The sequence below is a fragment of the Brevibacillus sp. HB1.1 genome (genome assembly GCF_013332445.1).
Lineage (GTDB): Bacteria > Bacillota > Bacilli > Brevibacillales > Brevibacillaceae > Brevibacillus > Brevibacillus porteri.
The window spans coordinates 47,368-69,982 of record NZ_JABMIV010000003.1; the positions used below are offsets into that span (position 1 = coordinate 47,368).

The window sequence follows — 22,615 nt, forward strand, 5'->3', positions numbered from 1 at the left end:
CTATGGATACTACCAATACGATTAATTTTCAAGATATCATTAAAAAAAGTGTCTTAAAAATGGATCAATTCGCCAGCATCTCGATCATTGATACCATCATAGGGCTAGTGCTATCGGGATTGCTAGGTTTGTTCATCTACTATATTTACAAAAAGACGTTTCGCGGTGTCGTCTATACACATACCTTTAACATCACGCTGGTGGCAATGGCGATGCTTACTTGCCTGATTATCATGACGATTAGTACCAATATCGTGCTCTCTCTCGGGATGGTCGGCGCGTTGAGCATCGTGCGGTTCCGTACTGCTATCAAAGACCCGTTGGATATTGTTTTCATGTTTTGGTCGATCTCGGTCGGTATTGCGACGGGAGCGGGTGTGTACCCGGTTTCCGTCTTGGGATCACTGGTGGTGGCGGCTGTCATTGTCGTATTATCCAAGCGGCAAATGAAAGATGTTGCCTATCTGCTCATTATCAACTATCACGATCAAGCCAATGACGGGGTTAAATACCAGTTGAACAAACTGAAATACGCCTTGAAGTCAAAGACCGTACACAAAGAGATGGTGGAATTGATCGTGGAAGTCAAAATCAAAGGAGATAATACGGCATTTGTTCAAGATATTTCAGAGGTAGAAGGTGTGAAGAACGTATCATTGGTAAGCTACGATGGCGATTATGCACCATAATGATTAGAAGAAAAAATCCCTTTCTGACTCCTATACGGGTGGTCAGGAAGGGATTTTTTTGATGGATCAGTTTCGTACTTGGACCGTACCCAACGTATATCTTCCGTCCGAACGTTTGCCTTCCATGGCAAATTGAATGCCCGGCTCTTCTGTATGGGGATCGAGGATTGCTACACAGAGAGTGTATGTTCCTTCAGGAAGATTATCTGGAATTTCCAAGCTTTGCTTGACGGTTTTCTTGCCGGGAAGCCATTTGCGGATGTCTTCGTCCGTGTTGGTCTTGGTTACGATCTCACCGTCTTCATCCGCGAGTGACAGCTCGAGAATCCAAGGGAAGTAAAATGGAGCAACACCGCGGTTTTGCCAATCCATCGTCACAGCAAGGCTGTCTCCGGGCTCGACTGCTTTGGCATGTGTCTCTTTGGTGATGGAGAAGCGGTAGCCAATCGTGTTTAAAAAGCGGTCCAAATATTCTTGTTGATCGCCGTCTTTTTCGAAACGTGCGGGTGTATTTGGGCCAAGCCAGCTAATATGCGAAGCTTTGGCTTGTGAGATTACCTGGTTAATCGAGGAGCGAGTAAAGTAGCTAGTCAATGAGTCGGATGGAGAGAATTCTCCACCGCTTGGCGCATACTTCCAAAAGTCGGGCATGGCAGGCATTTTTTCTTTGGTCAGCCAGGAGACATAGCCCTTCTGTATCCAGGACAGGTAGCTGTTTGTATCTTCTTTATTGCCGAACATGTCGTTAAACAGCCCCAGTTTGTACTCCTTGGCAACTGGGTGTGGTCTGCGCATCAGCAGCATGGGATCAGGGAAGTTATCTAGATACGGTTGTACGTACTGATCCGTGATTTCTGTTGCAGGGAAAGGAATAGACGTGTCGGTGTGCCATTCTCCCCAGTGACCGACGCTTCCCAGCTGTATGAAAGCAATGCGAGGATCGTCCTTGTAGCGCTCTCCCAGAGCGTCAATCAATTCCTTGTGGTACTTGATGATCAATGGATTACTGTAGTTGGGACTGTAGCCTTTGCCATAGTCGTTTCGATACCACTCGCCATCATCAAAATGGTCATTGTCCCCGCCGATCTCGTTGTATAGCCAATCCGGTATCTCCATGTCCGATTTTTTATCAGGAAGATCCATAACGATGCGGAGGATGAACTTGACGTCTTTTTTTGTCCATTCTTCTAGCCGGATCGTATCTTCGACCTCATCAAAAGCATAATCCCCTTTGGTTGGCTCGAGCATCCTCCAGGTTAGATTGGCATAGACGAGGGTGTGTTCTTGCTCATGATTACTCGTCCGTGAATCGGGAGCCAGTCCCATATAAGGGTTTTGTAGTACGTCTTGAGATTGCTTTGGCGAATAAGTCGCCGTTCCATAACTGGAGGCGGCGGCAGAGGAAGGTAGAATGCAAAAAGCAGCGAGAAGTACGCTGTATAGACCACTTCGGATCTTCATGAGTGCCCCCTAGATCTAGTGAGAGAGTATCATTACTTTTGTTCTGTCTCCTGTTTCCATATGTGATACCACTTGGTGATATGTTCGTTTACAGTAGAGCCGAGTTCAATCTCCCATCGAGAGGTCAAGAGTTGATACTGCTCTTCTACAGCCGCTTGATTATCCAAGGAAGCGTACAACTGCATCAAGATCATGTAGCTGTCTTCTTCAAGCAGGTGCAAATGCTGAATGCGTTGGTTGACGTTGATCGCTTCCTGGACTCTGCCGTGTCCCAAATAGAAGCTGCTCATTGTTTTGGCGAGCTGCAGCCACATCCTGCGGAGTCTTTCTCGCTCGTACTCTGCCCACAAATAGTCGTAGTCTCCGAAATAATCACCTGTATACGTCGCAAGTACTTGCTCATACGCTTGCATATTGGCAAGAGAGAGGGGCGGTAACTGTTTGAGACGATTCTCCCATTCTTCCACATCGATCGCAGCTGAATCGATCGTCAGCTTATAGCCGCCTTCTAAATTGCCTTTGTTGATCGATATCGTTTGGAGACCATAGCGTTTCAAGGTTTGCCGGATGAGGTAAATCGTCGTATATAGCTGGGTTACGCCTTTGCTTCCATCATAGTCCGGCCACAAAAGCTCGATCAGCGAATCTTTGTCGATCATCTTATTACGGTGATGCAACAAATACGCAAACAGCTCGCGGGCTTTATTCGTGCGCCACTTGATCTCTTGCGGCTCCTGATTCGACTGGTGAAACAAAATACTATTGAAGCATTGGATAGAAACGACTGATTCTTCTTTAACAGGTTCGGCTTCTTGCGCGGACTTGATTCTCTCACGCAGTCGATCCATTGTCTTTTGCAAGCGTTGAAGTTGTACGGGCTTCATGATGTAATCCAGCGCGCACAGCTCAAAAGCATCAACGGCGTACTTATCATACCCCGTGACAAATACGATCTCCGGAGAGTTATCGATTCCTTGCAGACGTTCTCCGATCTCCAGTCCACTGATGCGTGGCATATTAATATCTAAAAATACGACATCTGGTTGAAGGGATATTGCTTGGTCGATCGCTTCGAGAGGATTGGTGTAGGCTCCGACTACCTTAACGCCGCCAACATCTTTTTCTAGCAATCGTTGCAGATGCATCAAGGGTAGTTGCTCGTCGTCTACCAATAAGGCTCTCATCCACTGTCTCTCCTTCAAAAAACGATAAAATGCAACAGATTGTCTTACGAGTCTGATTTATCCATACTCTCTACTCTATCATCAAAAGAGAGGTTATCCAAATCTTTACGGTGGAAGGAAATGTGAATTTTTTAGCAAGTGATAGAGGTCAGAACACGCTCCAGCTCTTCAAATGATACAAACCGGGCTTGCCGAAACACTTCTTTTCCGTCCACAAACAAGAGGATCGCTGGAGCAGTAAATACGAGATACTCCCCGGAAAGGGTAGGTATTTTTTCCATGGATACCACCATGCTTTTCACTTGTGGAAATTGTTTCAGCCGTTCTACTGTTCTTGCGTAGGTGACATCGCAAACACCGCAGTTTGCCGTTTTTATAAACAACAGACTAATCGGATGACGTTCAATCTCTGCAAGTAGTTCAGTCAGTTCGAGATACTCCTGCACGGTTCGGTATTCTCCCCTTTCGTCGCCGTATTTTTTACTAGAATAGCACAAAAAAATGTTTGCCTCATGAAACGACAACGGATGTAATCTCCGAGACAATGAAAGCGCTTTTCCAAAAAACACACAAAAAAATTGGATATTTTTGCAACAAATTTCCCTCATACACAGTCTGTAATGGTGAAATTTTCCTCAAAAAGCAGGAAGGAGGACATATGGTGTTATCTTGGTATGTCATCATTCCCATTCTTTTCGTAATGGCAGTCGCTATGTATACCGACCTACGCCGCCGTCTCATTTACGACTGGCTGACGCTTCCCGGAATTGCATATTTTCTCGTTCTGCATGCATACCTTCATCCAGAGAAATGGCTGACTTATGCGATGGGAGTAATTGTGCTGGGAGGAATTTCATTACTGATGGCGGTGATCAGCAACGGTCAGATGGGCGGAGGAGATATTAAGCTGCTCGCTTTGGTCGGCGCAGCGGTTGGATGGCAAGCGGGGTTGGTCGTGCTCATGCTTACGTATTTGCTTGCGGGAGTCAGCGTGCTTCCCATGTGGGCCATCGCCAAAATGACAGGCAGGATGAAGCTCGGGCGAGAGATCCCGTTGGCTCCATTTGTTGCGGGTGGGACCAGTTTCATGCTGGTCATGATCATGTACTCCTAGTGCTTTTCTCATGAGTTGATCGATTCGCAATCTTGCCAATAAAACGACAAAGTTTGAACATGAATGGATTTTTCGAAAAAGAGAGGGAATCTTCTGATGTTGGAATCAAAACGTAGGGCAATCATTTTCCTTGTATTATCGTTCCTACTTGCTGCACTTGCGGGCTTTCTGTTTCTGCAAAAAATCAAGGATTTGAATGCGCAACTGGGCGAAATGGTGGAAATATACGAAGCAAATGCAGATATTCCATCTCGGGCACTGATACAACCCGATCAATTGACGGTAAGGGAAATCCCCAAAAAGTACGCGGATGATTCGTACGTCATCGATAAAGCTAGTTTGAAAAATCAAGTCACGATCGTTCCCTTGTCAAAGGGAGACATCATCACGAAAAATATCATGAAGCCAGCCAATGTTGTACGGGACCAAAACAACAGGCTCGTAACGGTGTTTTCATCGAGCAATGTCGTCTTCGACCAGGAGCTGGAGGCGCTAGACCGGGTGGACGTCATCATTTCGCATGAGGAGAACGGGAAGCCCGTGACGGAAGTGTTCATGAAAGACGTGCCAGTCGCCATGGTGGCCAAATCGGAGAACAGCTTCAAGGGGGTAGCTCTCGAGCTGCCGTTCGAGGAAGCTCCGAAATTCATTCACCAGCAGCATTATGCTCAGATGGTTCGCATTTTGAAAGCGAATGTGGGCAAAGGGGACTTGGGTATACCCGATCCGTTTGTGGAACCCAAGCCGGAACAGACAAAACCGCCTGGCAAACCAGCTGAAGCGAAACCTGCGACACCGCCTGTCACACCACCGGCAGCAGGGCAGCCAGCCGTACAAACACCACCGACAGTTCCGGCCCAGCCTCCAACGAAACCAACTTCGGTACCACTGCAGCCAACTAATCAACCACCGAAAACCGGAGGGTAAGTCATGAACAAAGATATGAAGATTCTCGTCGTTGCTGATTACGACTCTGTAAAAGACATGCTGAGGGACATTTTGACTCCGTATGAGCAAGTACGCTACACGACCTCCAGCGAAGTGAAAAAAGAAATTGACCGGATTGGACCCGATGTCGTTTTGCTTGTGCAGCCGGAAGACGGAGCAGGAGTAGAGCTGGTGCAGTACATACAAGGAGAGCTTCCGGAGGGCATCCTCATTTATCTCACAGAAAAACAGGATTTTGTCCTGCTGCGAGATGTTGTCCGTGCGGGTGCGGTGGAATACATCGTGATGCCCGATGAGCTCAACCTATTGTCTGATCGTCTCGACAAAATATCAGATTTATCCCAGATCAAACAGAGAAAAAAGGGCACGGATGCATCCGGCAAAGCTTTCGTGCGAGGTCGGGGAAAGGTGTACTCCTTTTACAGTGGAAAAGGGGGAAGCGGACGAACGCAGCTGGCAACGGGCTTTGCGCAAGCATTGAAGCTGGAATCTACGGCCAGTGTGCTGCTCATCGATCTCAATCTCCAATACGGTGGAATCGAAACCTTCTTGTCATTTGACAACAACCGTACATTAGGCGATCTCATGCCAGTTATGGATGAAATCAACGAATTTCATATTCGCAATGTGGCCCAGCGGGAGGACCATTCCAAGCTGGAGGTGCTGGTCAGTCCGCGTGATGCTGAGACGGCGGAGAATATGTCCGAGGCATTTGTCACCAGGTTGATCCGTGCTAGCCGCCGCAGTTATGACTTTGTGATTATCGACCTGCCAACGCATATGAACGAGCTTACCTTTGCCGCTTTGTCAGAGTCGGACATGATTTATTACGTGATGAATCTGGACACACCGTCCGTTCAAATTTACCGACTCGTGGAAGACTTGTTCCGACGTCTGCGCATTGATACCGCAGGCAGGCTCGAAGTGGTCGTCAACCAGGTAGGAAGGGATAACGAGCTGAATGTGTCTGATTTGAAAGGATTATTCACTGCACCGATTACTGCTGAAATCAGCAGAGATCATCAAGGCGTGCAAGCGGCTGTCAATCAAGGCCGACCGTTGCAAAAGGAAGCGAATGAGAAGAAGCTCTCTCCTGCTGCGAAAGACATCCGAAAATGGGTACTCAAAAAACTGTCATAAAGAGCAAGTTCAAAAAGGTGGGAGTTAGATGGCTTTATTCCGACGAAAGCAAGAGCAGACAGCGCCAGGGGATGAGGCAAAACAGACGACACTCGCTGCCACATTAGCAGCTCCTTCCTTCAATCCGTACATCGACGAGCTGGCTGAGCATTACAAGACCCGACTCTTGCGGGAGACCAATCTAGAGAGACTGACCAGCCTTCGTTCAGATGAGATGCGCCTCGCAATCGAACGTCTCGTCTCCCAATACATGTCGGAAGAAAAAGTAGTCATTCCGCGAAATGAAAAGGATATCCTGCTGACTCGTTTGATCAATGAATCGGTGGGGCTTGGTCCACTTGAACCGCTGCTCGCCGATCCGGAAATCACGGAGATCTCGATTAACGGACACAACCTGGTGTACGTCGAGAAACGAGGAAGGCTGGAATTAACCGATTTAAAATTTCGTGACGAGGAACATTTGCGGCATATCGTGGACCGGATTGTGGCACCGCTTGGTCGACGAATCGATGAAAGCTCGCCGATGGTCGACGCCCGTCTGAAGGATGGAAGCCGCGTGAATGCGGTCATCCCTCCGATCAGTCTCAATGGCACACTCGTTTCGATCCGTAAATTTCGCAAAGAGCCTTTCTTGATGGATGATCTGATGCAATTTGGTTCATTCAGTGAAGCGATGTCTCAGTTCATTCAAGCCGTGGTGGAAGCTAAAATGAACACGCTCATCTCTGGGGGGACTGGTAGCGGAAAGACGACATTGCTCAATGCGACAGCAAAAGCTATTCCGCACTATGAACGTGTCATAACCATTGAGGATTCGGCCGAGTTGAAGCTGACTCACCCCAACTGTATCGGGATGGAGGCCCGCCCGCCCAATATGGAGGGAACAGGGGAAGTCACGATCCGTCAGCTCGTGCGAAACTCTCTGCGGATGAGGCCAGACCGCATCATCGTCGGGGAGGTACGGGGTGCAGAGGCATTCGATATGCTGCAGGCCATGAATACTGGGCATGAAGGATCACTTACCACCGTCCACGCCAACTCACCACAGGATGCCTTCAACCGTTTGGAAGGGATGGTCGTCATGGCCGGGATGGATTTGCCCTCCACGATTGTCCGTGAATATATCGTCAGTGCGCTAGATATCATCGTCCAGGTCACACGTCTTTCAGACGGAACACGTAAAATCGTTTCGATTTCGGAAGTAGCGAAAACGGAAGACAAACGGGTGGAGGTCAACGAGATTTTTCGCTTTCAGCGGCAGGGGATCGGCGCGAAAGGGGAAGTCCTTGGCTACTTTACGGCAACCGGGGTCATCCCGCGGTGCTTGGAGAGGCTCCAAGTTTTTGGAATCAATCTGGATGAATCCATATTCAGGGTGGAAGGAGGGAAGCAGCGTGACCATGCCTATTCTGTTTAGTCTCGCGGTGTTGTTTGGCATCTGGGGCATCTACGAGTATCTCGGCTATCGGGCCAAGAAGACCGAATGGAAAAAGAAAGCGGAAGAATGGTTCGAGGTGAAGGGAAAACGAAAAAGCGTCGTCATCGTTTGGGGAGATAAATTTGACCAGACGCCCTATGCCAAAGAAATCCAAAAAAAGCTGATCAAAGCGAACTTCCCGCTTGCTCCCTCGGAGTTTTACGGAATTTTGATCGTAGGTACCATGGGGCTCGCCTTCTTGCTCAGTAACGTTGTGAATATTTCTTTTCCTTTTAACATCATTATCGGTGCAGTGGTGATGTATCTCATACAGAACGTGCTGTTCTTTGTCCGACGCAACAAGTACCAGGAGCGATTGAATGAACAACTGTCTGAAGTGTGCCGCCTTTTGGCAAACTCGCTGCGCGCAGGTCTTACGCTTTCGCAGGGGATCTCACTGGTAGCCAAGGAGATGAACTATCCCGCGGGTGATGAATTTAGCCGTATGGCGCGTGAGCTGCAGCTAGGCGTCAGCTTTGACCGGGCGCTCTCTGACATGGAAAAACGAATACCGACGCGAGAATTCCGTATCTTTACGGCTACCCTGCTGATTCAACGGCGGGCAGGGGGGAATCTGAGCCAGGTGCTGCAAGAAATGGCGGAGACATTGGAGGATCGCCGCATCGTGAATCAGGAAATCAAGACGATGACGGCGGAACAGCGGTACGTCTCGATCTTGGTGCCGATCATGCCAATCGCCCTGGTGCTGATGATGAACATGATGAACAAAGGCTTCATTGATCCGTTGTTTTCCGGATTTGGTCTTTTTCTTCTGGGGTTGTTTGTAATCGGAACTCTCCTGTCCTATATCCTCGTCAAGAAAGTGACCAACATAAAGGTGTGAAAACATGGATGCTCTCATAATTACATGCGTGTTCTTGTTTCTATTGCTGTTTGCGATCTGTCTGAAGGAGTGGTATCGCTACTCCGTCGAGAAGCAAAAGCTGCTCGCACATGTCCATGAAATGAGCGGGCACAAAAACTACGGTGTGCGCAAGCAGGAGACCTCATCCGAGCGTCTGGTCAAGCGATTGCTACGGTATGGAGACGACTATGCTGTCATGGGGCAGCGCATCAACTTTTTCAGTGAGTCGCATGAGGTCGAGGATTGGTTGCTGAAAGCTGGACGGCCGCTAGATTTGACCGTCGCCCAATTCCAAGGGGTCAAAATTTTCATGGCTCTGCTCGGCATTATTGCTGGAACGCTGTTTTTCATTCTCCGCTTTCCCTTATCGCATCTAGGCTTGATCGCCTGGCCGTTGATCGGCTACTTTTTACCCATTCTTCTGTTGAAGAAAACAGCGCGCGATCGTCAACATCAGCTTCGCTACGACCTGCCAGAATTTCTCGACACCGTAAGCGTGACGCTTCAGGCGGGGGTGAGTCTCGATCAGGCTTTGCGTGAAGTCATCAAGTTTTTTGATGGGCCGATTCGGGAAGAGTTTTCTCGATTCAATCAAGAGCTGGATCTCGGTGTGCAGAGGGAAAAGGCGTATGAACAATTGCTGCGACGCAACGACAATCCGGAGTTTCAAATGCTGATCAAAGCGCTCATTCAGGGGATGCGCCTAGGGGTGCCGATTGCCGTCACGTTCAAGGCACAGGCGGAAAACATGCGGAGAATCCGCAAAGAGCTGATTAAGGAAAAGGCGGCCAAGGCATCGCCAAAAGTAACCCTGATCACCACGTTTGTCGTGACTCCTACAGCGATTATCCTGATTGGTGGTTTGATGGTATTGAATATTTTGGAGAACTTCAGTTTGTTCTCTGACATCATGCCATAATCCATGGCTTCACTTTTAGGAGGTGATGCCCGTCAGCGAGATGGGAGTGCACAGTTCTTTATTTATTCATCATCCAAATAATGAAGGGAGTAGATTTTTTATGAAAAGCATGATGCTGAAATGGTATGCAAAAGGTCAAGGAGCTCTGGGAAATGAAAAAGGAGCGCAAGCAATTGAGTGGATCGCATTGGCGGGTGTGGTGATCGCTGTGTTTGGAGCGGTGATTACTTACTTTAATGGTAACCCGGCACTTGTTGGCGAATCGATTGGGGATACGCTTAGCAATATCATCAAAAAATTAGACGGAAATTAATCAAAAATTGAATGCTTTTTTGGTGATGAGCATATGGAAAAGAGGTGGTGAAGGGATGTTTCTTCACCACCTGAATCATACGAGGCTTCATACATAGTAAGTCGAAATCAAGCAGGAGGTAGCACTTTGATGAGACTCGTGAAGGGAATAATTGCAGTGATCCTCCTGTTGAGCCTGTTAACGGCGTGTTCGCAAGAGGCGGACAATCAACCGGAGACTCCCCAGAACACAGAGGGTCAAAATCCTTCTGTTCCACCAGGCACGGAAACACCGCCTACGCAAAGCCAGCCGCCAGACCAAACAGGGGAAACAAATGCCCAACTGACGCGAGAAGAAAAAGTAAAAGCGTTGGAGGCGATGGCACAGGAAGGAATGCCGCTAAAGCGGGAAACGACAGAGGACTTCGTCAATTCCCCACCAGGACGTTTTTCTGGGGTTTCGTATGACAACAACAGGGAAGAAGTATTGCCTGAACTTAAAAAGTTTCCTTCTGTTGAAAACCCAGACGAAGAAATGATTAACCAATACTACCTTGCCTTGTTGGGGCTGTTTGCCCAGAGCTACCCCGATCCGCAACAGATCATGGATGAACTGAAAATGGCCTCATTTGGGAATCCGGACATCGATGATCCGCGGTTCAAGTTTAAGGAAAGCTACAATGTTGAAATTATCTTGGATGCGAGTGGCAGCATGGCGGCAAAATCGAATGGCAAGACGAGGATGGATGCTGCTAAAGAAGCGATTCAAGCCTTTGCTGAATCTTTGCCGAAACAGGCGAATGTCGCTCTGCGCGTATACGGGCACAAGGGTAGCGGGAAAGAGTCGGATAAAGCACTATCTTGCAGCAGCAGTGAACTGGTATACGGAATGCAGCCTTACAACAAAGAAAAATTGCAGCAATCTTTGAATCAGTTCCAACCTACCGGATACACTCCGATTGGCTACTCTTTGCAGGAAGCGAAAAAGGATTTAAGCAAATTGCCTGGAGATAAGAACACCAATATGATCTTCCTCGTCAGTGACGGAATCGAAACATGTGATGGTGACCCTGTCGAAGCTGCCAAACAGTTGGCCCATTCCGAGATTACGCCGATTATTAACGTGATTGGATTTGGTGTAGATGGTCCGGGACAGCAGCAGTTGAAAGAAGTCGCAAAGGCAGCGGGAGGCCGCTATGTCCTGATTCAAGATCAGAAGGAGCTACAGGAAGAATTCAATCGTGGGAAAGAAATCGCGAACAAGTGGAAAGAGTGGAAAGCCAATGCATCCCATCAAGCTGTATCCACTCGTAGTTCTCGATCGATCGACATTAGTCACTTTGCTTTGAAATGGAGCCGTATCGCCAAACGGGAAAATCATGATCTCACATCTGCGATCATGACTATGGATGCAAACAATATCATTTCAGATGAATTCGCTGATCATCTGCGGAAGTTGAACGATGAGCAGCTGGAAATCGCACAGAAAAAGGCAGATGAACTGGAGCAATTCCTGGATACCTTGAACGAGAAGTCCTATAAGGAAGCCGTGGATGCGATCAACCAGAAGTTTGCTCAACATACGAAAACGAACTAGAGACGAAATCTCCAAAAGGAGGTTTGTAAAGTGAGAAAATGGGTAAGAGGCCCAATGGCAGCGGCGACTTTCGCTTTTCTGATTCTTATGATGAATCTGTTTCCGCTGGTGGGCCTGGCAGCTTCCATTCAGTATCAAGGGTTACAATACGAGGCCCCGAAGTGGGATCAGCCAAATCTGGAATCACCACAATGGGAGCAGCTCAACCCACAAGCGCCGCAGTGGGAACAAATAAACCCACAGGCTCCTGATTGGGAAAAGCTGAACCCGCAGGCGCCGAGCTGGGATCGGACGAATCCGCAAGCACCAAATTGGGATCGGATAAATCCGCAGGCACCTGATTTGCAGGGGCCAAGCGTCAATCACTCGAACCCGCAAGCGCCAAATGCAACCGCACCTGCACCAAATGTACAAATGCCTGCTTCTCAGCAGCCTGGCGTCGATCCAGATAGCTCGAAGCCGATGACGGAGACGCTTGAATACGGTGCAGTCAAATGGACGTTCAAGGACGTCATGGGCGGAACGCTGGCATATAGCGCTGATTTGCTTATGAATGGCGAAGTAGACATGGCAGCGGGACTTCGTGGCAAAGGCTTGTTCTTGGGAGATCTGGCGATAAAAGGCCTTGATCTTGCCTTCAAGAATACGCCGTATGTAAACACAGTAACAGGCTTAGGTGTCGATTCACTCGACGGGATGAATGCGTGGGCCAACTATCAATTTGTGTTGGCACAATTGCCGAATAACAGTTTTCGAGATATTTTCCAAGGCGGTCAGCTGACGAATTCGGCAAATCCATCCGGCGTCAGAATGCCGGGGATCGTAAAAGGCTTAAATGTGGGCGTAGCAGCGATCAGCCTTCCGTTTGACATCATGGATACGATCGGCAGCTTTGGCATGGCGTTTGATCCGAGCCAGAATGAAGCGACACAAAATGAAAAATTCGTGGATGGCGTCGGTAATTTCGGCAGTGTGCTGATGGATGGAGGGGTCATTGCTGCCGTCATACCAGGTGGGCAGGCGGTAGGCGGTGTGCTTGTTGTCACCGGTGCGGTTTTGTGGGGGTTGAGCAAACTCGTGAAGTACGCTGATAAGCTAGCCGGAGGAGCGATTACCCGTGGAATCCGGGATGGAGTCGGAAAAGCTGTTGGCTGGGTAAAATCCTTATTTGCGTAACGGAGGTCCTTGCTTATGAAAGTCGTGAATACACCACAGGTTCAGGCTCAGATCGAGCGGAATAAGCGTTTTTTAGAGAGGACAGAGCTGTATAATTACCCGGCCTACGTAGACGGAGAATATTACTACCATGTCGCGTACTGGAGATGGGGGAAAAAAGACGCTGTCGGGTACTTGGTGTTGCGACCGGATGGTGAAGTGGTTCGCCGCAAGGAAGCAGAGCCCGTCGTGAAACTATTTTTGGTGCATGCACATGCGGGGCGCAAGATTAAGAACAATCTGGCCATTGATAAGGATAAGCCGATCGAGATGTACGAGCAAAAATACGAGTTTTTGACGGCGCTTTTGCCCAGCTACCAGGATAAGATGGACACGGTGCTTCGGCAAGATGCAGAGAAGCTGATCGACGTTTGCCAAACCATGATGGAAAGCCGGGACCAGCTGCGTGCCATTTATGATCGAGGGATGGATCTGCTCAATCAATTTTTCGCGCGCAACTACGTCATCGCGGGAGAAGAAACGGCATTACGGGATGTGTTATTTGAATCTGACTATATTTTGTATGATCGCATTCGCAAGCAGGTGCTGATCAAAGACTCGGTGGATCGACTTTACCAGTTTTTCCAATCTGATCGAGTAGAACTAGATCGGGTACAGGAGCAGAAACGAAAAAAGCTGAGCGACTTGCTCTCTGTATACAAAGACAAAACACTGCGAAATATTGCCGATGAATCCGTGAAAAGCTTTGAGACGCATACGACAGGGAAGCATGAGTCTTTCCATTCGGTTGAACAGTTGCGGGAAGCCCACGAGAAGCTGAATAGGACCATCTTGGAAAACGGGCTGATGGATAAACTGCGAAACCCTTAACAGGAAAGGTGAGAGAAACCCATATGCATCCCTTCAAAGAAAGCATTCGGTTTTATGCACGGAACATCGAATCTTTGCTGCTCTTGTCCGCCGTGCTCGTGGTTCCATTTTTTATCATCCACAACTTTACGCTGAACTACTTGAATCTGATTGCCGCGATCACGGGCGCCAAATTCGTAGCAAGCTTTTTCAATCTGTTTTTACTTTTTCTGTTTTTGCTGATCCTCCAGATCCCTTTTGCCCAGTATGTCCAAAGTGATCTGGACGGCGATGAGCGTCCGATTCGAAAAGCATTTCGGACTTTTTTTGAACACAGCTTTTCTGTATTCGTATTTGGGATCGTGTTTAGCTTTCTTGTCTCTACAGGAATGATGCTGTTCATGATACCCGGGTTGATTCTTATGATCTTGTTTTATTTGACGCCGTTTTTTGTAGTGCTGAAAAAACAATCGGCTTGGCGTTGCTGGCGATCTGCCATGGAAATGGGCAAAAAGCATTTCTTCCCAATCTTTGGCCTATTGCTAATGGTGAGCGTGGTGGAATGGCTAATCAGTATGGCGGGCTTGTTCCTCGTCACGTCTATTACGGCGACCTTTGGGGCGGTTATGTTTATTGAGTTGTTGCTCAATGTGATTGTTCTCCCGTTTTTTGCGGTCATGTTCATGATGTACGTGAATAAATGGAAAGACGAGGCGGCAGGAGCGGAAGCAGCTGTAGCAGGGGGATTGCTGCTCGATGAAAGATAGCTTGCAAATAAGTTCGAGAGGAGATGAGCGAAGAATGCGCCTGAAGAAGATCGTTTCCAATGAAAAGGGTTCGGTCACCGTAGAGTTTATCGCCATACTGCCGTTCGTCTTTCTGATCATGCTGATTTGCTGGCAGTTTCTTGTGGGCGTCTACGGCGTCATCATCTCTCAGTCGGCAGCAAATGAGGCAGCGAAGGTGTACGCCATAACGGGGAATTCGGGTGAAGCCATACAAGCTGCCAGAAATGTGGTGAACGCGGCAGGAGGCTATATTTCCTTCAGTGACGGCGATATCAGGTGGGATGGTGACGGATATTTTACAGCCAAGGTCGGCGTCCAGATGGAGCTGGGGTTCCTTCCTGACTGGCTCTCTATCAAAAAGGAAGACCGATATATCTCCTTTGATCGGGAAATGAAGAGCAGGGTGATGAACTAGATGGTACGTATACTGCGTCACTTGCAAAATGAACGTGGAAATATGACGATCTTCACCCTGACGATTTACTGGTTTATGTTCATGCTGGTGTTTGTTGCGCTGTTCAACTTTTCGACCATTTTTGTAGACAAGGAGCAGGCGTCGAACAGTGCGCAGCAGGCGAGTATTGCGGCGGTGAAGGATATTTATGATGAGATGGAGTGGGCTATTAAAATACATGATGCGTCACCCCAGCGGTATTATGACCAAAATTATCTCACGCTCAAACTAGGAGCTGCCAAGAGCCAGATGAGAGCATCGCACGCCGATTGGTCTCAAAGTGAAATTGAATATGGCGCGATTGACTTGGTATTGAGCAACGAATTACCAAGCAATGTTGAGTTGCAGACTTATGTCTACGCTGGCTTGCAAACGGCAACAGCAAAAATTACTGGGGTGGTTGCCAAAGTGCTATCAGACAACAATGCAACGCTCAGCGGCTCGTCCGTCCAATTGTTCAACAGTGACAATCGGATTGAAGTAACAACTTCTGTAAAGTACGAATCGGAATCGATGGGCTTTGACTTCATTCCTGCCTATTCCGAGCAAATCTACCAGACAGGGGAAAGCAGACGGATCGGTTTTATTGATGAAGTAAGCGGATGGGCGAATCTGCACATCCCTATGTAGGAACGGCGAGCATTGGAGGAAATGGCATGACAAGAAAGCTACAAAAAATGCAGTGGTTCTGGAATGGAATGACGGTGATCATCTATGGCGTTTTCCTGCCGCTGTCCTGTCTGTTCATGGCGTTGGGTGAAAAGCTCCCGTATGCACTGCTCTTTTTTATGTTTGCTCTTCCTTATATTGAACAGGCTGGCATGGACCATTTGCGTCGAAAAGAAATGAGTCGGTGATGATCAAGTGGATGAGAAGGAAGGTGTAGGCCATGTCCAGACAGGAACGAAACTGGCAGCGCTTTTGGCGATACATGATGATTTACTTTTACGCCCTGATCGTACCGGCTACGGTCATCGGCGCATTTTATCGAGAAGAGTTTCCGTTGCAACTGCTCATACTCGCCATCGGTATGCCTTTTATCAAAAGAAACCATCTGGCGTTCATCCGAAAGAAAAACGCGGCGATCTGATCAACAGGGCAACAAGGCAAGGAGGATATGACCGAATGCGTAACACTAAAATACGGATGTCGCTCTTGATCAACAGCATCATGATCATGCTGCTGCTTTCTGGCTGTTCACTGGGCGCAATAGGAGCGGGTACAGGGATCCAGCAAAATCAATGGCCGCAGACGACACAGGAGTTGATTGCTTCACAGCCCGGACCGCTTGCTGGCACACAATTTTTCCATGCAGCTTATCCGCATCGAGCTGAGATCATACAGGTTTTGGATAAAATGCCTACCTTGGTCGATGGGATGAATGATGCTTACTTGGATTTGTACTGGAATCAATTGCTCACCCTGTTTGCCGAGGATTACCTCAGTCCCCAAATGGTTGTCGACCGTTGGAGAATGGCTTCGTATGGGAGTCCTGACATCGAGGACGCCCGCTTTCAGTTTCGGGAAAATTTCAACGTAGAAATCATCCTGGATGCAAGCGGCAGCATGGCTGGGAAAATCGGGGACAAAACGAAAATGCAGCTCGCCAAGGAAGCGATCCAGGAATTCGCGGAAGCACTACCAGAAGAGGCGAGAATCTCGTTGCGCGTGTATGGACATAAGGGTAGCAATGCAGATGAGCATAAACAGCTCTCCTGTGGCAGCAGTGAGATGGTCTATCCATTGCAAGCCTACGATGCGAAAGGTCTTGAACAAGCACTTGGCATGTTTGAGCCGACGGGCTGGACATCCATTGCGCACTCCTTGCGTCTCGCTCAGGAGGATTTGGCGGGATTCGAAGCGGATAAAAATACGAATGTCATCTATCTAGTTAGTGACGGCATCGAGACGTGCGATGGCAATCCGGTGGCAGTAGCCAAGGAATTGTCCCAGTCCAAAATTATGCCGTTGTTGAACGTCATTGGCTTTGACGTGAATGCAGAAGGGCAGAAGCAATTGAAGGAAATTGCCCACGCGTCAGAAGGTCTGTATGCAAATGTGACGAACCGTGAGCAGTTCAAGCAAGAGCTGGAACGCGCGAAAGAAATTGCCCAGAAGTGGGAGCAGTGGAAACGGGATGCTTTGACAGAAGCAGACGCTGTGCTGATCGACCGCAAAAAATGGGTGGATGCTTACGACCGGGACTGGTACGAGAAAAACTGGCGGGAGAGTCTGAACATCGGAATGGCGATTGAGCATTTGTCTGCAAGTGGCAAGATTGGCAATCAAGCGAGGGAGTACCTTACTGGGAAAAGGCAAGCAAGAGAAGCGTTGGCTACACAGTCCAAGGAGGAGCTTACCAATTACTTGGTAAGTCTCACAACCGAGACCTATCAGGAAATGAGAGAGGAAATTGAGGATAAATACAGCGGAAACTAACAACAATGGGTTCTCCGTTACAAAAGCGATTGCGGTCGCAACGGAGAACCCACTGTAAATGTAAAGGATTAGGGTGCGTCAATCATAGGTGAACGTAACGACCTGTTGCAGGCCTGGGTCCACTCCGATTGCCACATCATGTAAGCCATCTGTGTAATAAAAGTAACGCTTGGCGTCATTGGAATGAGCGTCAGAAGCTTTAACCAATTGGAAGTCGTTCGTCGCAAGCAGGTTTTTCGAGCGGATGAAATCGGATGCCGTCTTTTCCAAATCTGCTTCTGTCATCGTTTTTGTCGCCATTTCTCCGTTTATTCCAATAACGTCAATCGACAGGGAAAGGATTTGCTTAGATCTCGGTTCGATGATGGCGTGAAAGCCATGGACATCGCCACTCACAGGTTCGCGTTTCAGTACGGCGTGAACAGGGACTCCTCTGTATACCGAATTGGTTGGGTCCTCCAGCGTGATTTCCCGATCAGTTGTATCAACATCCATCTGATAATATTGTCTAACAGCGGCTGCAGCGATTTGCGCCGCTTCTTCTTTTCCGAGCCCTTGCACTGCATCTGGTGAGCTGGAGGAGCATCCCATTAACAGAAAGACGAGAAGCGCCGTGCCCAGCCATGTGAACTTTTTCATTGTGAACCCTCCAGCCATCCCAAGTCATACGTGTAATCTTTTTTTATCCTAACAGGGATTGTTTCGACTCCCTATCGATTAACCTTTCCATTACCTTACGATGTTGTAAGTTTTGAGAAAAATGTAGGGAAGGACAGGACTTTGGGCAAAAAAGACGAAAAATTCGGAGTATGAGTGATGTAAGTGAAAACGAGGGGGCAAATGGAATGAACGCCATCGAGCTAAATCAAGCGCTTCAAATGTATGTGAGGACCGAGACCTTTCCTGTAGGAGTTAGCATCCGAAAAGAAGAAGCCGCTCTGCCGTCAAAGGCAAAGCGACCTGTTCGTGATCTGGGTTATCCGATTACCATTTGCCAAGCTGTCGGTTTTTCACGGCGTTATGGCTGGAGTATCGCGATGAATGGAGCCGATCTGTCCTGTCCGATCGCGCAGGTGGCTTTTGGCTATGAAGAGCAGCCTGCGTTTTATACAGAGGGGCATCTCGCCTGTGGGATGTATACAGATTCATTGGAAAATGGGGCGAAAAGCGAGCTGGATGTCCCGAAATTTTCAGCAGAAGAAAGCGGCTACTACGTATCATTTCCGCTGGAGCGGGCAGGGATCGAGCCAGATGTCGTCGTGATTTACGGCAATGCGGCACAAGTCATGCGATTGGTGGCGGGGATGCTGTACAAGCGTGGTGGATCGATTCCTTCCACCTTTTCCAGTCGGGCTGACTGTGCAGACATCGCAATCAAGCCGATCCAGACGGGACAGCCGCAAGTGATCGTACCGTGTTATGGAGACAGATTGTTTGCCCAGACACAGGATCACGAGATGGCCTTCAGCTTTCATTTTCGCGATGCCGCCGAGCTGGTGGAGGGATTAGTGGGAACGCAAAAAGGCGGAATCCGCTACCCGATCCCGTCCTTTTTGCGCTATCAGGCAGAGTTTCCGCCGACTTATCAGAAGCTTGCGGGGATGTTTGGAGAAAAAAACTAACCCTTCAGTCGGTTGAGCTGGAGCAGGTGATGGCGATAGTGCATTTCTACGACGGCAAACCATTCCTTTGCCGTCAGCGGACCGAAGGCTGGGTGAGCCACCGTGTGATGCGCAGGAATTTCGTCCAGAATCGGTTCCAGCTCTTTCATTTGTGTGAGCACGCTGATGAGTCCATCAATTAATTGCTCCTTGCTCTCTGGCTGTGCAGGTGTGTACTCCGGGGAGGCAGGGACTTTCACGCGAATAGGCGGCAAGGAGCCTTGAGCAAATATCGTCTGCCCGATCTCGGATTTTTCGGTACCTGCTTCTGTGACAGTAGGACCTCCTTGTCTACACTTCTCGATACTTCCCAGTTGAAAATACCGGGCAGATTGGATCAAGTGAAGGTACATTTGACCGATCGACCATTCCTCTTCACTTGGTTTTTGCAAGAGTTGTTCCATGGTGAAGCCTTCTAATTCATGCAGGTAGTGGTTTGTCACGTCTTCAAATTTGTTCAAGATTTCCTTTGTATTCATGGGCGAATCAGCTCCTCTTGGTTTTCTTGCTTTTATCATAGTAGAAAGCTACTGACAGCAGTATGTCAGTAGCGTTCGAATAATTTTTTGGCTTCTTCTCGCATTCGGCTACGCAAGGATTCAGGCGTAAGAACAACCGCATCTGCCCCCAACCCAAGTACCCAAGACAATATTTCTTCGATTTGTCTGACGCGCAATCTGACGAGAAAGCCGTCCGGATGCTCCGTAATCTCTTCTATATAAAAATAGCCCGATTCTTTTACCCGATCAGCGATAATTGCACTGATAACGATCTGCACCTCCAGGGACCGATCGTCGAGAGGCGTGTAATCATCAAAATGGAAATGGTCAGGGAGGATAAAGCGGTCTTCCAATACGATCAGGCCGCTCATGCGTGACAGGCGGAATCGACGAATATCCTGTCGCAGATCGCAATGAGCGAGAAGTATCCAAGAACCACGAACCAGCACCAGACCATATGGAGCAACGTCACGCACTGTCTCACGATCGTCATCATGCCCAGGTGTGCCCCTCCGATAGCGGAACCGTACCTTCCGCTCATTGATGATCGCATCGTGGAGGAGTTGTGCATGCGCCTTTTCCTGCTCGCGCAGATTGTTTGCTCTGGGGCTTATGAGGCGAAAGGTTGAACGGATACGTCTTGCTTGTTCACCTACATCCGTTGACAGGATTGCTTCTACTTTGCGCTGTACAGCTCTTGCACTATTGCCAAAGTTTTGGTCAAATACTTGCTCAACCATGTCTGCACCGATCAAGAGTGCAACGGCTTCTTCTACCGAAAAGCTGACGGGCGGCAGAAAATACCCTTCCATTAACGAATAGCCCTGCCCTGGTGCCCCAACGATGGGGACGCCTGCTTCGCTCAATGCCTGCATATCACGATAAATCGTCCGAACGCTCGTCTCGAAGGTCGCGGCCAAATCTTCTGCGCGCAACGTACCTTTGCGCTGCAGCTCCAGAACAATTGCCAACAAACGGTCTGTTTTGTTCATGCTCTGACCCCCTCTCTATCCAGCTAGCATCTTTATAAAAATGAATGGCCAACTTTAAAATTATTTTATATTTACCCTACTTTTTATTTTAACAGTTTTCCCTATCCTACATGTGTAAGTGAAGGAGGAACTGTAAATGAAAAAGAGGGTTTTTTGGCTTGTGATGCTTTTGCTGTTTGGATATATCGTGATTCAAAAAATAGCAGATGGACCACCTAATGTTGGGGGACACACTGAAACGTTGGGAGAGGCTACCGAGGTGGAGCACCAATCGATACAAATAACAAAAGATCAAATTTATCAAGGAGACCTTCTCTTGGTCAATAAAGAGTATCCGGTTCATGAGGCAGGGGTAAAAAACGATGTGGTTCGATTGTCTGAGAATGAAGAACTGTTACAAGGCTATCGTTTGCAAGATCAAAGAATCGAAGTGTCAGAGAGTGTAGCCAAAGAATTTTTGGAGATGATCAAAGCTGCGCAGCAAGATAACGTGAGCCACTTTATCCTGAACAGCGGTTATCGAGGCAAGGAAGAACAAGATCAGCTATATGCAGAAATGGGGCCAGCGTATGCGATGCCGAGCGGTTATAGCGAACATAATGTAGGCTCCGCGCTTGATATTGGATCGACGCAAATGAAAATGGAGCGCGCTCCTGAAGGCAAGTGGTTGGAAGATTATTCATGGAAATACGGTTTTATTTTGCGCTACCCAAAGGACAAGGTAGCCATTACAGGAACGGAATTCGAGCCTTGGCATTTCCGATATGTTGGCTTGCCGCATAGCGCGATCATGAAGCAGAATAACTTTTCGCTCGAGGAATACCTGGATTACCTAAAAGACGAAAGAAGCATCTCCGTGACAAACGATGGGAAGATCTATGAAATTAACTACTACCCTGTCGATCAAGAGATGACGCTCAAAGTACCGATTGCTCGCAACTATGAGATTTCGGGTGACAATATGGGCGGCGTGATTGTAACAAGCTACGTGAACAAAGAAAGAAGGAGTGAATGAGTATGAAGAAATTGACTGTAGCGATATTGTTTGGGGGATGTTCTTCGGAGTATGAAGTATCTCTTAAATCTACGAGTTCGGTGCTGGAGAGTTTGTGTCTGGAAAAGTATGAGGTGATTTTGCTAGGAATTACGAGGGAAGGGCAATGGCTGCGATATACCGGCAACATCGAAAGCATTCGGAATGACAGTTGGCATCAAAGTGAGAAGTGCGTGCCTGCCTTTCTCTCTCCTTGCAGACAGATGCGGGGAATTGTTACACAGGAGAACGGTGCCATGATGATCACGCAGGTTGATGTGGCGTTCCCAATTTTGCATGGCAAAAACGGAGAGGATGGAACGGTGCAAGGGCTGTTGGAGCTCGCCGGAATTCCGTTTGTCGGTTGTCAGACACTATCCTCTGCGATTTGTATGGACAAGGATATCGCTCACACGCTGGCGGCAAGCTCCGGTGTAAAAACACCAAGATCCGTTACCGTTTATCCAAATACTGATCTTGCCACTGTTCAATCTGCCACTGAAGCACTGGAATTCCCTTTGTATGTCAAACCTGCAAAGGCAGGGTCCTCGATTGGGATTACAAAGGCATACAACACGCAAGAATTGGTTTTCGGTATAGAAAACGCCCTTCTGCATGATGACAAAGTAGTCATCGAGGAAAACATCGTGGGATTTGAGGTCGGCTGTGCGGTACTAGGAAATCGTGAGATCCTTGTGGGAGAAGTGGATGAAATCGAGTTGCTCCAAGGCTTTTTCAATTATACGGAAAAGTACTCATTGGAGACTGCCCACATCCACGTCCCAGCAAGAATTGACGAAGAACTCGCTGCAAAAATCAAGCAAACAGCCACCCATCTCTATCAGGTTTTAGGTTGTCGTGGTTTTGCTCGCGTAGATATGTTTGTCACGCCAGACGGAGACATTGTGTTTAACGAAGTGAATACAATCCCCGGCTTTACCTCGAAAAGCAGATATCCAAGCATGCTGCGTGCAGCGGGAATTTCCTATAAAGAGCTTCTTGATACGTTGATTATGCTAGCGTTGGAGGAGGACTAAT

General features: G+C 48.2%; 26 protein-coding genes. 20 read left to right on the forward strand and 6 right to left on the reverse strand.

Annotation, left to right across the window (positions count from 1 at the left end):
• Positions 1-2: 2 nt before the first annotated feature.
• Complete coding sequence (locus tag HPY27_RS10145; protein WP_017249677.1) at positions 3-689, forward strand: DUF4956 domain-containing protein; 687 nt, start codon at positions 3-5, stop codon at positions 687-689.
• A 66-nt stretch (positions 690-755) separates the two neighbouring features.
• Here HPY27_RS10145 and HPY27_RS10150 read toward each other — a convergent pair whose 3' ends face one another.
• The 3 genes from HPY27_RS10150 to HPY27_RS10160 all read right to left on the reverse strand — a co-directional run bounded on the left by HPY27_RS10150 (position 756) and on the right by HPY27_RS10160 (position 3,780).
• Complete coding sequence (locus HPY27_RS10150) at positions 756-2,150, reverse strand: DUF4832 domain-containing protein (protein WP_174224908.1); 1,395 nt, start codon at positions 2,148-2,150, stop codon at positions 756-758.
• 32 nt (positions 2,151-2,182) lie between these two features.
• Positions 2,183-3,334 (reverse strand): response regulator, encoded by a 1,152-nt coding sequence (locus tag HPY27_RS10155; RefSeq protein ID WP_017249679.1) that lies wholly within the window; start codon positions 3,332-3,334, stop codon positions 2,183-2,185.
• Between the two features lie 131 nt (positions 3,335-3,465).
• The gene (locus HPY27_RS10160; RefSeq protein WP_174224909.1) at positions 3,466-3,780 is read right to left on the reverse strand and encodes a thioredoxin family protein; all 315 of its coding nucleotides are present in this window, start codon (positions 3,778-3,780) and stop codon (positions 3,466-3,468) included.
• A gap of 212 nt (positions 3,781-3,992) precedes the next feature.
• Here HPY27_RS10160 and HPY27_RS10165 point away from each other — a divergent pair, with 212 nt between their 5' ends.
• The 16 genes from HPY27_RS10165 (at position 3,993) to HPY27_RS10240 (ending at position 17,391) form a co-directional block, all read left to right on the forward strand.
• The gene (locus HPY27_RS10165; protein ID WP_174224910.1) at positions 3,993-4,448 is read left to right on the forward strand and encodes a prepilin peptidase; all 456 of its coding nucleotides are present in this window, start codon (positions 3,993-3,995) and stop codon (positions 4,446-4,448) included.
• Positions 4,449-4,544: 96 nt separating this feature from the next.
• Entirely contained in the window at positions 4,545-5,375 is an 831-nt protein-coding gene (locus tag HPY27_RS10170; protein WP_174224911.1) for a CpaB family protein, read from the forward strand.
• Positions 5,376-5,378: 3 nt separating this feature from the next.
• The gene (locus HPY27_RS10175; protein ID WP_017249683.1) at positions 5,379-6,536 is read left to right on the forward strand and encodes a CpaE/TadZ family protein; all 1,158 of its coding nucleotides are present in this window, start codon (positions 5,379-5,381) and stop codon (positions 6,534-6,536) included.
• A 28-nt stretch (positions 6,537-6,564) separates the two neighbouring features.
• Entirely contained in the window at positions 6,565-7,953 is a 1,389-nt protein-coding gene (locus HPY27_RS10180) for a TadA family conjugal transfer-associated ATPase (RefSeq protein WP_017249684.1), read from the forward strand.
• Positions 7,931-8,857 (forward strand): type II secretion system F family protein, encoded by a 927-nt coding sequence (locus tag HPY27_RS10185; protein ID WP_017249685.1) that lies wholly within the window; start codon positions 7,931-7,933, stop codon positions 8,855-8,857. The genes HPY27_RS10180 and HPY27_RS10185 overlap by 23 nt, the downstream gene beginning before the upstream one ends.
• Before the next feature lie 4 nt (positions 8,858-8,861).
• Entirely contained in the window at positions 8,862-9,797 is a 936-nt protein-coding gene (locus tag HPY27_RS10190) for a type II secretion system F family protein (protein WP_017249686.1), read from the forward strand.
• Between the two features lie 100 nt (positions 9,798-9,897).
• Complete coding sequence (locus HPY27_RS10195; RefSeq protein ID WP_007717266.1) at positions 9,898-10,110, forward strand: hypothetical protein; 213 nt, start codon at positions 9,898-9,900, stop codon at positions 10,108-10,110.
• Between the two features lie 129 nt (positions 10,111-10,239).
• A complete protein-coding gene (locus HPY27_RS10200) occupies positions 10,240-11,685 on the forward strand; it encodes a vWA domain-containing protein (RefSeq protein WP_174224912.1) in 1,446 nt (481 codons plus the stop codon).
• 30 nt (positions 11,686-11,715) lie between these two features.
• Complete coding sequence (locus tag HPY27_RS10205; RefSeq protein ID WP_017249688.1) at positions 11,716-12,861, forward strand: hypothetical protein; 1,146 nt, start codon at positions 11,716-11,718, stop codon at positions 12,859-12,861.
• A 15-nt stretch (positions 12,862-12,876) separates the two neighbouring features.
• Positions 12,877-13,731, forward strand: a complete 855-nt coding sequence (locus HPY27_RS10210) for a hypothetical protein (protein ID WP_017249689.1) — start codon at positions 12,877-12,879, stop codon at positions 13,729-13,731.
• Positions 13,732-13,754: 23 nt separating this feature from the next.
• A complete protein-coding gene (locus tag HPY27_RS10215) occupies positions 13,755-14,477 on the forward strand; it encodes a hypothetical protein (protein WP_174224913.1) in 723 nt (240 codons plus the stop codon).
• Positions 14,467-14,913 carry a TadE/TadG family type IV pilus assembly protein gene (locus HPY27_RS10220; RefSeq protein WP_017249691.1) on the forward strand — a complete coding sequence of 149 codons (447 nt, stop codon included), beginning with the start codon at positions 14,467-14,469 and terminating at the stop codon, positions 14,911-14,913. Before HPY27_RS10215 ends, HPY27_RS10220 begins: the two co-directional genes overlap by 11 nt.
• Positions 14,914-15,582 carry a Tad domain-containing protein gene (locus HPY27_RS10225; protein ID WP_017249692.1) on the forward strand — a complete coding sequence of 223 codons (669 nt, stop codon included), beginning with the start codon at positions 14,914-14,916 and terminating at the stop codon, positions 15,580-15,582.
• 26 nt (positions 15,583-15,608) lie between these two features.
• Positions 15,609-15,809, forward strand: a complete 201-nt coding sequence (locus HPY27_RS10230) for a hypothetical protein (protein WP_254612867.1) — start codon at positions 15,609-15,611, stop codon at positions 15,807-15,809.
• Between the two features lie 32 nt (positions 15,810-15,841).
• Positions 15,842-16,042 (forward strand): hypothetical protein, encoded by a 201-nt coding sequence (locus tag HPY27_RS10235; RefSeq protein ID WP_017249694.1) that lies wholly within the window; start codon positions 15,842-15,844, stop codon positions 16,040-16,042.
• A gap of 35 nt (positions 16,043-16,077) precedes the next feature.
• A complete protein-coding gene (locus HPY27_RS10240; RefSeq protein ID WP_174224915.1) occupies positions 16,078-17,391 on the forward strand; it encodes a VWA domain-containing protein in 1,314 nt (437 codons plus the stop codon).
• A 78-nt stretch (positions 17,392-17,469) separates the two neighbouring features.
• On the opposite strand, the gene HPY27_RS10245 is transcribed toward HPY27_RS10240, so the two are convergent.
• On the reverse strand, positions 17,470-18,030 hold the full coding sequence (locus tag HPY27_RS10245; RefSeq protein ID WP_017249696.1) for a hypothetical protein: 561 nt from the start codon (positions 18,028-18,030) through the stop codon (positions 17,470-17,472).
• A 206-nt stretch (positions 18,031-18,236) separates the two neighbouring features.
• Here HPY27_RS10245 and HPY27_RS10250 point away from each other — a divergent pair, with 206 nt between their 5' ends.
• Complete coding sequence (locus tag HPY27_RS10250; RefSeq protein ID WP_174224916.1) at positions 18,237-19,013, forward strand: DUF169 domain-containing protein; 777 nt, start codon at positions 18,237-18,239, stop codon at positions 19,011-19,013.
• Here the strand turns inward: HPY27_RS10250 and HPY27_RS10255 are convergent.
• Positions 19,010-19,531, reverse strand: a complete 522-nt coding sequence (locus HPY27_RS10255) for a DinB family protein (RefSeq protein ID WP_174224917.1) — start codon at positions 19,529-19,531, stop codon at positions 19,010-19,012. The two genes, HPY27_RS10250 and HPY27_RS10255, sit on opposite strands and share 4 nt — an antisense overlap.
• Before the next feature lie 65 nt (positions 19,532-19,596).
• Complete coding sequence (locus HPY27_RS10260) at positions 19,597-20,544, reverse strand: helix-turn-helix transcriptional regulator (protein WP_174224918.1); 948 nt, start codon at positions 20,542-20,544, stop codon at positions 19,597-19,599.
• A 136-nt stretch (positions 20,545-20,680) separates the two neighbouring features.
• On the opposite strand from HPY27_RS10260, the gene HPY27_RS10265 reads away from it, so the two are divergent.
• Both HPY27_RS10265 and vanG read left to right on the forward strand, forming a co-directional pair.
• Positions 20,681-21,559 carry a D-Ala-D-Ala carboxypeptidase VanY gene (locus tag HPY27_RS10265; RefSeq protein WP_017249700.1) on the forward strand — a complete coding sequence of 293 codons (879 nt, stop codon included), beginning with the start codon at positions 20,681-20,683 and terminating at the stop codon, positions 21,557-21,559.
• 2 nt (positions 21,560-21,561) lie between these two features.
• Positions 21,562-22,614, forward strand: coding sequence for a D-alanine--D-serine ligase VanG (gene vanG, locus HPY27_RS10270; protein WP_173622573.1), 1,053 nt, complete (start codon positions 21,562-21,564; stop codon positions 22,612-22,614).
• Position 22,615: the final 1 nt, after the last annotated feature.